At 71.5% G+C, this 12,586-nt stretch carries 13 protein-coding genes; 10 read left to right on the top strand and 3 right to left on the bottom strand.

The genetic code is table 11. The features are described 5' to 3' along the window. The first annotated feature begins 155 nt into the window (after positions 1-155). Genes H516_RS0114540 through H516_RS0114525 form a run of 4 tightly spaced genes read left to right on the top strand, consistent with a single transcriptional unit; the run spans position 156 to position 4,049 of the window. Positions 156-932, top strand: coding sequence for an electron transfer flavoprotein subunit beta/FixA family protein (locus tag H516_RS0114540; protein ID WP_022890439.1), 777 nt, complete (start codon positions 156-158; stop codon positions 930-932). Between the two features lie 11 nt (positions 933-943). Continuing rightward, positions 944-1,933, top strand: a complete 990-nt coding sequence (locus H516_RS0114535) for an electron transfer flavoprotein subunit alpha/FixB family protein (RefSeq protein WP_022890438.1) — start codon at positions 944-946, stop codon at positions 1,931-1,933. Positions 1,934-1,939: 6 nt separating this feature from the next. After that, entirely contained in the window at positions 1,940-3,463 is a 1,524-nt protein-coding gene (locus H516_RS0114530; protein ID WP_022890437.1) for a cytochrome b/b6 domain-containing protein, read from the top strand. 1 nt (position 3,464) lies between these two features. After that, a complete protein-coding gene (locus tag H516_RS0114525) occupies positions 3,465-4,049 on the top strand; it encodes a TetR/AcrR family transcriptional regulator (protein WP_022890436.1) in 585 nt (194 codons plus the stop codon). On the opposite strand, the gene H516_RS0114520 is transcribed toward H516_RS0114525, so the two are convergent. Beyond that, positions 4,000-5,178, bottom strand: a complete 1,179-nt coding sequence (locus H516_RS0114520) for an acyl-CoA dehydrogenase family protein (RefSeq protein WP_022890435.1) — start codon at positions 5,176-5,178, stop codon at positions 4,000-4,002. The genes H516_RS0114525 and H516_RS0114520 overlap by 50 nt on opposite strands. 198 nt (positions 5,179-5,376) lie before the next feature. Between H516_RS0114520 and H516_RS0114515 the strand changes: the two genes are divergently transcribed. After that, positions 5,377-6,285 (top strand): lytic transglycosylase domain-containing protein, encoded by a 909-nt coding sequence (locus H516_RS0114515; RefSeq protein WP_022890434.1) that lies wholly within the window; start codon positions 5,377-5,379, stop codon positions 6,283-6,285. A 34-nt stretch (positions 6,286-6,319) separates the two neighbouring features. On the opposite strand, the gene H516_RS0114510 is transcribed toward H516_RS0114515, so the two are convergent. Beyond that, on the bottom strand, positions 6,320-6,748 hold the full coding sequence (locus tag H516_RS0114510; protein ID WP_084620719.1) for a winged helix-turn-helix transcriptional regulator: 429 nt from the start codon (positions 6,746-6,748) through the stop codon (positions 6,320-6,322). Between the two features lie 125 nt (positions 6,749-6,873). Here H516_RS0114510 and H516_RS0114505 point away from each other — a divergent pair, with 125 nt between their 5' ends. Further along, entirely contained in the window at positions 6,874-7,233 is a 360-nt protein-coding gene (locus tag H516_RS0114505; RefSeq protein ID WP_022890432.1) for a DoxX family protein, read from the top strand. Between the two features lie 31 nt (positions 7,234-7,264). On the opposite strand, the gene H516_RS0114500 is transcribed toward H516_RS0114505, so the two are convergent. After that, the gene (locus H516_RS0114500; RefSeq protein ID WP_022890431.1) at positions 7,265-8,959 is read right to left on the bottom strand and encodes a glycoside hydrolase family 13 protein; all 1,695 of its coding nucleotides are present in this window, start codon (positions 8,957-8,959) and stop codon (positions 7,265-7,267) included. A gap of 143 nt (positions 8,960-9,102) precedes the next feature. Here H516_RS0114500 and H516_RS0114495 point away from each other — a divergent pair, with 143 nt between their 5' ends. The 4 genes from H516_RS0114495 to H516_RS0114480 all read left to right on the top strand — a co-directional run bounded on the left by H516_RS0114495 (position 9,103) and on the right by H516_RS0114480 (position 12,585). Next, positions 9,103-9,636, top strand: a complete 534-nt coding sequence (locus tag H516_RS0114495) for a bifunctional nuclease family protein (RefSeq protein WP_026378825.1) — start codon at positions 9,103-9,105, stop codon at positions 9,634-9,636. 69 nt (positions 9,637-9,705) lie between these two features. Then, the gene (locus H516_RS0114490; protein WP_022890429.1) at positions 9,706-10,506 is read left to right on the top strand and encodes an alpha/beta fold hydrolase; all 801 of its coding nucleotides are present in this window, start codon (positions 9,706-9,708) and stop codon (positions 10,504-10,506) included. A 76-nt stretch (positions 10,507-10,582) separates the two neighbouring features. Further along, entirely contained in the window at positions 10,583-11,029 is a 447-nt protein-coding gene (locus tag H516_RS20370; RefSeq protein WP_022890428.1) for a recombinase family protein, read from the top strand. Positions 11,030-11,139: 110 nt separating this feature from the next. After that, positions 11,140-12,585, top strand: a complete 1,446-nt coding sequence (locus H516_RS0114480) for an MFS transporter (protein WP_022890427.1) — start codon at positions 11,140-11,142, stop codon at positions 12,583-12,585. Position 12,586: the final 1 nt, after the last annotated feature.

Below are 12,586 nucleotides of genomic sequence, written 5' to 3'. Positions count from 1 at the left end.
CCCCGGCATGCCGAGCGCCCGCCGGAAACTGTGCGGATTCCACCAAGCGGTTCGTGGCTGCTCGGGTTCGCTTTGGTGATCCGCCACAAAAAAGTGCCGTTCCCAGTCAAGCAAGTGCTTGGTTAGGATGAAGCGTCTCTCGTCGAAGGAGCGGAATGAAGATCGTCGTCCTGGTCAAGGAGGTCCCCGACACCTACGGGGACCGCAAGCTGAACCTCGAGACCGGCCTCGCCGATCGCGCGGCGAGCGACACGGTGCTCGACGAGATCGGCGAGCGCGCACTCGAAGTGGCGCTCTCGTACGCCGACGGTCATGCCGACACCGAAGTGGTCGTGCTCTCGATGTCGCCCGAATCGGCGGCGGCGACCGTACGCAAGGGGCTCGCCATGGGGGCGTCGTCGGCCGTGCAGCTCGTCGACGACGCGCTCACCGGGGCCGACCTCGGGCTGACCGCCGAAGCGCTCGCCGCGACGCTGCAGCGCATCGGGTTCGACCTGGTGCTGGCCGGCAACGAGTCGACCGACGGATCGGGCGGCGTGCTGCCCGCGATGATCGCCGAGCTCCTCGACGTGCCGAACGCCACGAGCCTCAACTCGGTCGAGATCGCCGACGGCGAGGTGCGCGGCGAGCGCGCGAGCGACCATGGCACGATGCAGGTCACGGCGACCCTGCCCGCGGTGATCTCGATCACCGAGCGGCTGCCCGACGCCCGGTTCCTGAACTTCAAGGGCATCATGGCCGCCAAGAAGAAGCCCTTCGAGACGCTCTCGCTCGCCGACATCGGAGTCGACGCCGACACCGCCGAGGCCTCGCGCTCGATCATGATCTCGCTCGCAGAGAAGCCGCCGCGCACCGCAGGCACCAAGATCGTCGACGAGGGCGATGCCGGCGAGCGCCTCGCCGAGTACCTCGTCCAGAACCGGCTCGCGTAAGGAAAGCGACGATGACTGACTTCCAGCCCGACTCCATCCTCGTTCTCCTCGACACGACGCCGGCGGGCGAGCTCGCCAAGAGCGCCGCAGGCCTCCTCGGCGCCGCCGCCGGCGTCGGCACGCCCGTCGCGGTCGTCGTCGCAGGCTCCGGTACCGACGGCGACCGCCTCGCAACGGATGCCGCCGCGCTCGGCGCGACCCACGTGCTCGTCGCCGAGCACGCCGGGATCGGCGCGCAGCTCACCGTGCCCGCCGCCGACGCGCTCGCCGCCGCCGCCGAACTCGTGCGGCCCGACGCCGTGCTCGTCTCGAACTCCATCGAGGGTCGCGAGATCGCCGCGCGCTTCGCCGCGCGCACCCGCTCGGGCCTCGCCGTCGACGCGGTCGGCGTCTCCCGCGACGCCGAGGGCGTCATCGCCCACCACTCGGTCTACGGCGGCGCGTACAACGTCGACTCCGCCGTCACGTGGGGCGCTCCCGTCGTCACCGTGCGCGAGGGCGCGGTGGATGCGCGCGCCGAGGCGCAGCCCGCGTCGAGCGAGCGGCTCGCGGTCGTGGCATCCGATCGCCGGGCCGCCGTCGTCGGCAGCATCGACGCGGAGGTCGTGACCTCCTCGCGCCCCGAGCTGAAGGGCGCCGCGAAGGTCGTCTCGGGCGGCCGCGGCCTCGGCTCGGAGGAGCAGTTCGCCCTCGTCGACCAGCTCGCCGACGTGCTCGGCGCGGCCGTCGGCGCCTCGCGCGCCGCCGTCGACGCCGGTTACGTCCCGCAGTCGTACCAGGTTGGGCAGACCGGCGTCTCGGTGTCGCCGCAGCTGTACATCGCGCTCGGCATCTCGGGCGCGATCCAGCACCGCGCCGGCATGCAGACCGCGAAGACGATCGTCGCGATCAACAAGGACGCCGACGCCCCCATCTTCGAGATCGCCGACTTCGGCATCGTGGGCGACCTGTTCACGGTCGTGCCGCAGCTGATCTCGGCGCTCGAGGCGCGGAAGGCGTAACCCCCGATGGCGACGTACGGGCGAACGACCAGGCAGGGGCTGCCCCGGGTCGCGGGCGGCGAACTCTGGCCGCCGGTGGTCGAGATCGCGGTCGTGGCGACGGCGGCTGTTCCGACCGCCGCCACGGCTGCTGCACCGGTGGCTGTTGCGCCGGCCGCCGAGACCGTCGTCGCGGGTCGAGCGCTGCGGCGGGGCCTCCCCCGCGTGGCCGGCGGTGAGCCCTGGCCTCCGGCCGGCTCGGTGGCGATCACGGCTCCGACGAGCACCGCGGATGCCACGAGCGCGAGCGCTCCCGAGGCCGCACCGGCGGCAGCGGTCGCAGCTGCACCCGTCGGCGCGGCTGTTGCCGCCGGGGGTGGAGTCGCACTGCGCCGCGGCCTGCCCCGCGTGGCCGGGGGCGAGCCGTGGCCGCCCGCAGGCACCGCGCCCGTGCGGGCAGAACGCGTCGTCGAAGCGCCGGTCGTCGAGACGCCGGCCGTCGAGGTCGCGTCCGTCGTGGAGGAGGGGCCGGCATCGACCGCCACGCGCACCCCGGCACCGGCGCCCCAGCGAACCCCGGCCGCGCAGCCCCGTCGTGCGGCGCGGGTCCTGGCATCCGACCGCCCTGCCGCCGAACCGTGGCCGAAGCTGTACGGACCGTACACGCGCGCCGAATGGGCCGGTGCCCTCGCCATCGGCGGATTCGGGCTGCTGCTCGCCGCGACCGGCGTCGTCGTCGTGGTCAACTGGCTGCTCGCCCTCGCGCCGATGCAGGACTTCATCGCCGCGTACCCGGGCGAGTACCACCTGCCCGAGTCGGCACCCGTCGGGATCCCGGCGTGGATCGGGTGGCAGCACTTCTTCAACGTGTTCCTGATCGTGCTCATCATGCGGTCGGGCCTCCAGGTGCGCACGCAGAAGCGGCCGACCGCGTTCTGGTCGCCGCGGTGGAACGCCAAGCGCAAGATCAGCCTGGCGCTCTGGTTCCACCAGTCGCTCGACATCCTCTGGCTCGTCAACGGGCTCGTGTTCGTCGTGCTGCTCTTCGCGACCGGGCAGTGGATGCGGATCGTGCCGACGAGCTGGGAGGTCTTCCCGAACGCGCTCTCGGCCCTGCTCCAGTACCTCTCGCTCGACTGGCCGACCGAGAACGGCTGGGTGAACTACAACAGCCTGCAGCAGATCGCCTACTTCCTCACGGTCTTCATCGCCGCCCCGCTCGCGGCGATCACGGGCGTGCGCATGTCGGGCCTGTGGCCGAAGAACGCGAAGACCCTGAACCGCCTCTACCCGGTCGAGTGGGCGCGCGCCGTGCACTTCCCGGTGATGCTCTATTTCGTGCTGTTCATCATCGTGCACGTCGGGCTCGTCTTCGCGACGGGTGCGCTCCGCAACCTCAACCACATGTACGCGAGCCAGGACGTCGTGAACTGGGCGGGATTCTGGATCTTCGTCGGTTCGCTCGCCGTGATCGCCGCGGCCTGGGTCGCCGCGCGACCGCTCGTGCTGGCGCCCATCGCGCGCCTGTTCGGCAAGGTCAGCGGGCGCTGACGTGGGCGACGGACCGGGGCGGCGCGAGCAGATCATCGCGATCGCGACGAGGCTCATCGCGTCGCGCGGATACTCGTCGACGACCGTGCGCGACATCGCCGACGAGGCCGGCATCCTCTCTGGCAGCCTGTATCATCACTTCGCCTCGAAGGAGGCGGTGCTCCAGGAGATCCTGCGAACGTTCCAGCACGACACGCTCTCCGCGTTCGAGCAGATCGCAGGCAGCGGCGGAAGCCCCCGCGAGCACCTCGATCGACTCATCGAGCACGCGTTCCTCACGATCGAGCAGCGCCCCGACGAGGTGAGCATCTACCAGAACGAGACCGGGTTCCTGATGACCCAGCCGGGGTTCGAGTTCCTCGTCGACGGCGCCGCGCGCATCGAGGAACTGTGGCTGGAGCAGATCGCTGCGGGCCAGCGCGACGGCGTCTTCCGAGCGTCGATCGACCCCCGGCTCGCGTTCCGCTTCATCAGGGACGCGGTGTGGTCGACGGTCCGCTGGTACCGCCCCGGCGGTCGTCACACGGCGGCGAGCGTCAGCGCGAACTACCTCGAGCTGCTGCACTCGGGGCTGCTCGCGAGCTGAGCAGCCGCCGGCCGACGATCATGCGCATGATTTCGTTCGTGCCCTCGAGGATCTGGTGCACCCGAAGGTCGCGGACGACCCGTTCGATGCCGTACTCCGACAGGTAGCCGTACCCGCCGTGGAGCTGCAGCGCGCTGTTCGCGACGGTGAATGCCGCATCGGTCGCGAAGCGCTTGGCCATCGCACACCTCGACGTGGCGTCGTCGTCGCCCGCGTCGATCGCCTCGGCGGCGTCGTGCACGAGCAGGCGGGCGGCGTGGAGTTCGGTCGCCATGTCAGCGAGGGTGAACACCACCGACTGGTGCTCGGCGAGGGGGCGGCCGAAGGTCTCACGCTCCCGCACGTACCGCACCGTGCGGTCGAGCGCCCACTGCGCGCCGCCGAGCGAGCACGCCGCGATGTTCACCCGCCCGCCGTCGAGCCCCGACATCGCGATCGAGAAGCCCTCGCCCTCGGTGCCGAGCCGGTCGGCGACGGGGACCCGCACCCCGTCGAGCACGACCTGGCGGGTCGGCTGGGCGTTCCACCCCATCTTCTTCTCCTCGGCGCCGAACGAGAGTCCGGATGCTCCGCCCGGAACGACGAACGCGCTGATTCCGCGGGGGCCGGGCTCACCGGTCCGGGCGAAGACGAGGTAGACCGCGGAGGAGCCCGCGCCCGAGATGAACTGCTTCACTCCGTTCAGCACGTACCCGTCGCCCTCTCGCGCGGCCGAGGTCGTGACCGCCGCGGCGTCCGACCCGGCCGACGGCTCGGTGAGGCAGTAGCTTCCGCGATCGACGAGCGAGCACATGCGGGGCAGCCATCGCTCGCGCTGCACGTCGTCGCCGTGGCGATCGATCATCCACGCAACCATGTTGTGGATCGACAGGTATGCGGCGATCGCCGTGTCGCCTCTGGCCAACTCTTCGAAGACGAGCGCCGCGGTCATCCGGCTGAGCGCCGATCCGCCGACCTCGTCACCGACGTAGATGCCGCCGAGGCCGAGCCGGCCGGCCCGCTCGAGGGCGTCGACGGGGAACTGCTTCGTCTGGTCTCGCTCGTTCGCGAAGGGGGCGAGCTCGGCCGCGGTGAATTCGCGGACGGCGGCCACGATTGCGAGCTGATCTTCGGAGAATGTGTTCGACATGACTCAATCAGCCCTTCTTCGCGCCGACGTGGCCGAGCCTAGTCGGGCAGGCTGCGATTCACGAGAGCCGACTGGCACGATCTGCGGGCGCGGAACACGATGGACGCGTACTGTGGTTGCGGGGTCGTCGCCGCCGCGCTCGAACGAGTGGCCGGGCGGCCCCACGGGCACCTGAACCAACGCCCGAACGGAGTAACGATGTCTTGGGACGACGATTTCGACGCCGACGATCGCGTCGCGCGTCGGTCGGCGCGCACCCCGCCCGGCTGGGGGTGGGCCGCGGCCCGCGTCGCGATCTACCTGGGCGCAACGGTCGGGGTCGTCGCGCTGGTGGTCGGCGTCGTCGTCGCCGTGAACCTGATCGGCACGGCAAGGAACCCAGGCGGGTTCGCTGCGCCGGCCGCCTACGGCTCGTACGTGGCGCTGCCCCCGACGACCTCGCAGCCCGATGAACTCGACGGGGGAGAGGGCGACGCCTCCGCCGGCGTCGGTTCGAGGCCCGACGATCTCGCAGGGCTGTCGGGCTCGGGCCCGGAGGCATTGCCGTTGCCAGTGGTCGACGGCGACTGGCTCCAGACCGTGGCCGATACCACCGGGATCCCCGAACGGGCCCTCGCGGCGTACACGCTCGCGCACGTCGCAGTCGCCGAAGAGGAGCCGAAGTGCGGGGTCGACTGGGCGACGATCGCCGCGATCGGCGCGATCGAGTCGGACCACGGCCGCCACGGCGACTCCGTGCTCGACGAGTCGGGCGACGTGAGCCCGCCGATCATCGGCCGGGCCCTCGACGGCGACGGGGTCGCGAAGATCGCCGACACCGACGACGGCGTGCTCGACGGCGACACCACGTGGGATCGGGCGGTCGGACCGATGCAGTTCATCCCGACGACCTGGGAGCGGTGGGCGAGCGACGCGAACGGCGACGACGTGGCCGACCCGCACCAGCTCGACGACGCCGCGCTGACGACGGGGCGCTACCTGTGCGCTGCGGGCTCGATGACCAGCCCCGAGGGCTGGCGTGCAGCGGTGTACTCGTACAACCACGACGACGACTACGTCGACGAGGTGGCGCGGGTCGCGCAGGAGTACGCGGACCTGGTCGGCTGACCGCGAACACAGGAGTCGCGGCTCAGGGCTCGGCTCAGCGCTCGGCGTCGTACGCCTCGCGCGCGTCGAGGATGTCGGTGCGATGTGCCGCGGCCCACCGGGCGAGTTCGATGACCGGCTCGGAGAGCGAGCGGCCGAGCGGCGTCGCCGCGTACTCGACCCGGGGCGGGATCTCGGGGTAGCTCGTGCGCGTGACCAGGCCGTCGCGTTCGAGGCTGCGCAGGGTCTGCGTGAGCATGCGGTGCGAGATGCCGTCGACCTTGCGCTGCAACTCGGTGAAGCGCAGCGGCCCGTCATGCAGCACGCCGATGACGAGCATGCTCCACTTGTCGCCGACTCGGGAGAGGATTTCGCGGATCACGCCGCTCTCCGGGTTGTCGACGCTGCACGCGGCGGTGCCCTCGTGACCGACGGCGGCGTCGATCGACCGGGTGGCGAGCACCCGTGGGGGCCTGGCAGGCATCGCGATTCCTTTCGTGGGGCGATACGCACTCGCAGGTGCGTGACGCACCGAGAAGTGCGAGGGTACCGAGAGCTACGATATCAGATCGTGCGTTACGAACTCTTCGTAACCGAGAAGGGATCCCCATGATCATCGCCCTCTGGATCGTCACCGCCATGCTCGCCCTCGCCTTCGTCATGGCCGGCACGATGAAGGCCGTCACCCCCTACGAGCGCGTCGGCGAGAAGATGCCCTGGGTCGAGGACGTCAACCCCGCGCAGCTCAAGGGCATCGGCGTGCTCGAGGCGATCGGCGCGATCGGCTTGATCCTGCCCGCTGCGACCGGGATCGCGCCCTGGCTCACACCCGTCGCAGCCTTCGGCCTCGCCGGCATGATGGCCGTCGCCGTGGGCCTGCACATCCGCCGCCGCGAGCCGTTCGCCCCGAGCCTCGTCCTCGGCATTATCGCGCTCGCCGTCGGCATCGGGTGGCTGATCTTCGCGTGAGGTCCGCGCCGGCGCGCCGGCGCGGCCGGGCTCAGCGCAGCCAGACCGTCGTCGCGCCCGGCAGGGCGCCGTCGCCGCGAAGCGGGCCGCTCGCGACGAGCACGTCGCCCGCGGGCAGCGGCACGGCGTCGTCACCGAAATTCGTCACCGTGCGCCAGCCGCCCGGTCTGGCGAAGGCGAGCACCGACGGGCCGGATGCCTCGAGCCACTCGAGCGTCTCGGCTCCCTGGAGTTCGCGGCGCAGCCGGAGCGCCGTGCGGTAGAGCTCGAGGGTCGAGCCGGGCACCCCCGCCTCGACCTCGACGGCGTAGTCGGCGAACCACTCGGGCTGCGGCAGGTGCGGGGCGGCCGCGCCCGCGGGGCCGAACCCGAACGAGGTGCCGCCGGCCGTCCATGGCAGCGGCACGCGGCATCCGTCTCGACCGATCTCGACGCCGGTGTTGCGGAAGAAGGCGGGATCCTGCCGATCGAGGTCGGGGATCTCGCCGACCTCGGGCAGGCCCAGCTCCTCGCCCTGGTAGAGGTAGGCCGAGCCGGGCAGCGCGAGCATCAGCAGCGTCGCCGCGCGAGCCCGGCGGAGGCCGAGCGCCGTGTCGACGAACTCGGGTTCGCCGCCCGCGAGCAGCCAGGCCTTTCCCTCCGCGCCGGTCGGGGTGCCGCCGACCGCGCCCGAATCGACCGTCAGGCCGTAGCGGGTCGCGTGGCGCACGACGTCGTGGTTCGAGAATACCCACGTCGACGAGGCGCCCGTCGCGGCGGCCTCCGCGAGGTTCCTCGCGATGATCTCGCGGAAGCTCGCGGCGTCGAACCCGGCCTGCAGCAGCTCGAAGTTGAACGCCTGGCCGAGCCCCTCGGGCGAGGCGTAGCGGGCGCGCCGATCGGGGTGCACCCAGGCCTCGGCGACCGCGGTGCGCGGCGGATCGTACTCGTCGAACACCCGTCGCCACCCCGCGTAGACCTCGTGCACGTCGTCGCGGTCCCAGAGCGGGTGCGAGCCGAAGGCGTCGAGGTCGGCGCGGTGGATCGTCGCGAGGTCGTCGTGCGAGGCGTCCAGGTCCTTCTTCAGCCCGTGGGCGACGTCGACGCGGAAGCCGTCGACCCCCCGGTCGCTCCAGAATCGCAGGGTGCGCCGGAAGTCCTCGTGCACCTCGGGCAGCTCCCAGTTGAAGTCGGGCTGCTCCTTCGCGAAGAGATGGAAGTACCACTGGCCGGGAGTGCCGTCGGGTTCCGTCACCCGCTCCCAGGCGCTGCCGCCGAAGATCGAGGGCCAGGCATTCGGCGGCAGTTCGCCGTTCGCGCCGTGCCCGTCCCGGAAGAGGTAGCGCTCGCGCTCGGGCGAGCCCCTGCCTGCGCTGAGCGCCGCGCGGAACCATTCATGCCGGTCGGAGCTGTGGTTCGGCACGATGTCGACGACCACCTTGATGCCGACCCCGTGCAGCGCCGCCACCAGCTCGTCGAACTCGGCGAGCGTGCCGATCCTCGGGTCGACGTCGCGGTAGTCGTCGACGTCGTAGCCGCCGTCGGCGAGCGCCGAGGGGTAGAACGGGCTCAGCCACACCGCGTCGACGCCGAGTTCGGCGAGGTACGGCACCCGCGAGATGATGCCCACGAGGTCGCCGATGCCGTCGCCGTTGTCATCGGCGAAACTGCGCGGGTAGATCTGGTAGACCGCCGCCTGCCGCCACCAGTCCGCGTCGGATGCCACGTGCTCGCCCTCGTTCGTCATACGGGTCCCCTTCAATGCGGTGCGGTCGCTCGCCGCGCGCATCCGCCATTCTCGCCGAGCCGGTGCCGCCGGGCTACGCCTCGTTCGGGGCGAGTCGGCGCACCGCCCTGTCGGCGAGCGGCGAACGCGCCTACCCTCGAAAGATGGTCCAGGTCCGTGTGCTCGGCATCGCGCTCGACGCCGCGCAGCAGCACCTCGTGCTCCTGAAGCCGTTCGACGACGAGCTCGAGCCCGGGGCGCCGCGGGTGCTGCCGATCTGGATCGGCGCGCAGGAGGCGACCTCGATCCTCATCGCGCTCGAGGGAGAGCAGGCGCCGCGGCCACTCTCGCACGACCTCATCACGACCCTGTTCGCGACCCTCGACTCGCGGGTCGAGCGCGTCGACGTGACCCGCATCGAGAACGGCACCTTCTATGCCGAGCTCACGCTCACGACCCCCAGCGGACGGCAGGTCGTCGATGCCCGGCCGTCGGACGCCGTCGCCCTCGCGCTGCGCGCCGCGGCACCCATCTTCGTCGCCGACGAGGTGTTCGACGAGGCGGGGATCCCCGCCGAGCTCGCCGGCGACGAGGGCGCCGACGGCGCGGCCGGTGATGAGGGCGGTGACGACGAAGCGAAGCTCGCCGAGTTCAAGCGGTTCCTCGACGACGTCGACCCTGAGGACTTCCAGGGCTGAGCGGGCGGTTCCGCGCGGCGACCGGGCGGCGTGCAGCGCGAGGCATCCACAACCGGGAGAATGGCGAACATGGATGCCTCGCTTCCGCAGCCGACCGCAATGCCCGACCCCCAGTTCGTGATGACCGCCGAGGGCCGGCGCATCGCGACGTACTCGTGGGGCGATGAGTCGGCGCCGACCGTGCTCGCGGTGCACGGTTTCGCCTCGAGCTGCCGTGACAACTGGGTGAACACGGGGTGGGTGCGCGACCTGCTGAACGCCGGGTACCGGGTGCTCGGCGTCGACCAGCTCGGGCACGGCGCGAGCGACAAGCCGCGCGAGGCATCCGAATACGCGATGGCGGCGCTCGTGCAGGATCTCGTGACCGTGCTCGACACCTATCTCCTCGACAGCGTGCGCTACGCGGGCTACTCGCTCGGCGCGCGAGTGGGCTGGCAGCTCGCCGTGCAGGCGCCCGAGCACGTCGATCGCGCCGTGCTCGGCGGGATCCCCGACGGGCGGCCGCTGGCGCGCCTCGACATCGGTCAGGCGCGCGAGTACGCCCTGCACGGCACCCCCATCGACGACCCGGTGACCCGCAACTACGCGACGCTCGCCGAACGGGTCGAGGGCAACGACCTGCTCGCGCTGATCGCGCTCGCCGAGGGCATGCGGCACGGCGGCGACGCCGACCCCGACGTGTCGAGGCCTCCGCGCCAGCGCATCCTCTTCGCGACCGGCACGAAGGACGCGATCATCGAGGAGTCGCGACTCCTCGCCGAGGCGACGCCGAACGGCGAGTTCGTCGAGCTGCCCGGGCGGCACCACTTCAATGCACCCGGGTCGCGGGTGTTCCGCACGGCGGCGATCGGGTTCTTCGGCGCGCAGTGAGGGGGCCGGCGAGGGGGTCGCACCGCGCCCGACCGCGTACGATGAAGCCCGACCCCTGCGAGGAGCGAGCGAGACCATGAGCGACGAGAATCCCACGATCGAGACGGGACCGTCGACCCACACCCCGACCGAGTGCCCCGAGTGCTTCGTCGAGGTGCGCCACGACGGCCACTGGTGGATGGCGCGGCCCGAGGGCTCCCGGCTCGTCGGCCTCGTCGTCGCCCGCGACGACATGCCGCCGATCCTCGAGCAGCGCCAGGACCTGCTCGCGTTCGGGGTGCAGATCCTCGACTTCCGCTACCCGGCCCCCGAGAACCTCGGCGAATCGTGGGAGCAGCGGCTCGCGCGGTTCTTCGGCACCCTGCACGGCGGCGACGTGCTCGTCGTGGCGAACGTGCATGCGCTCGGGCGAGACGTCGACGAGGAGCTGCGCACGCTCGCCGAACTGCGCCGGCGCGGGGTCGTCGTCAAGGTGCTGAGCCACGGGGCACGGCACCTCGCCGACACCGCACTCGACGCCTGATAAACTGGACGCCTGCCTGACAGTCTGTTCGTCAGGGCGGCCGTGGCGAGTCATCGCCCGGTCCGAGGCTCGAAACCTCCGGAATCCCCAAGAATCCCGGAGGTTTTTCCATGTCCTCGCGCGTCCCGAACCGGTGGGCGGCACTCGTCGTGCTCTCGCTCACGCAACTCGTCGTCGTCCTCGACGGCACCATCGTCAACATCGCGCTGCCCGCGGCGCAGCTCGAGCTCGGCCTCAGCGACGGCGAGCGGGGGTGGGTCGTCACGGCGTATGCGCTGGCGTTCGGCGCCCTGCTGCTGCTCGGCGGCCGCATCTCCGACTACTGGGGGCGCAAGCGCACCTACCTGGTCGGCATGCTCGGGTTCGGCGTCGTCTCGGCGTGGGGCGGCTTCGCCGCCGACGGGATGCAGCTGATCCTCGCCCGCGGCCTGCAGGGCGCGTTCGCGGCCCTCCTCGCACCCGCCGCGCTCGCGCTGCTCACCGTCACCTTCCCGGGTGGCCGGGATCGCAACACCGCCTTCGCCGTCTTCGGCACGATCGCCGGCGCGGGCGCCGCCGTCGGCCTCGTGCTCGGTGGACTGCTGACCGAACTGGTCGATTGGCGCTGGTGCCTCTTCGTCAACGTGGTCTTCGTCGTCGTCGGGCTCATCGGCGGCGCGCTCTTCCTGCGCGAGAGCCGTGCCGAAGGCGAGAACCGATACGACGTGCTCGGCGCCGTCACCGTCGCCCTCGGCCTCGGCGCGCTCGTCTACGGGTTCAGCCTGGCCGAGCTCGGCTGGGGTCGCGTCGACACGATCGGGTTCCTCGCGCTCGGCGTGCTGCTGCTCGCCCTGTTCGTGTGGATCGAATCGAAGGTCGCGCAGCCGCTCCTTCCCCTGCGGATCGTCACGCACCGCGCCCGTGCTGGGGCCTTCCTCATCCAGCTCGTCGCCGGCAGCGTGATGATCGGGGCGACCCTCTATCTGACCTTCCACCTGCAGATCGTGCTCGGCATGTCCGCGCTCGCCGCCGGCCTCGCGAGCCTGCCGCTGCCGCTCGGCACGATGCTGGTCGCTCCGCTCGTGACGAAGCTGCTGCCGTCGTCGGGCCCGCGCCCGCTGCTCGTGGGCGGGCCGCTGCTCGTCGCGGCGGGACTCGTGTACCTCGGCTTCGTCACCCCCGACGGTGCGTACCTCACGGAGGTGGCGATTCCGCTCGCGATCATGGGTGCCGGGATGGCGTTCGTCTTCGTGCCGCTCCAGAACCTCGCGCTGACGGGCGTCGCACCGCACGACGCGGGGGTCGCCTCGGCCGTGGCGAACTCGTCGATGCAGATCGGCGGGTCGATCGGCCTCTCGGTGTTCACGGCGATCTACGCGGCGGCGATGGCCGGCGCGGGAGCCTCGCCGGCCGACGGCGCCGCCTACCTCGCCGCGCTGACCGAGGGGTACTCGGCGACGTTCATCGCGGCCGCGGTCGGCATGGTGCTCGCCTCGGTCGTCGCACTGACCATGGTCCGCGGTTCGCGCGAGGAGCTCATGCCGCAGGCGGGCGCTGCCGTCGCACACCTCGGTTGAC

The sequence above is a fragment of the Agromyces italicus DSM 16388 genome (assembly GCF_000421545.1).
GTDB lineage: Bacteria > Actinomycetota > Actinomycetes > Actinomycetales > Microbacteriaceae > Agromyces > Agromyces italicus.
Note: the sequence above shows the minus strand (reverse complement) of the source record. Positions and strands in the feature narration are given on the sequence as shown.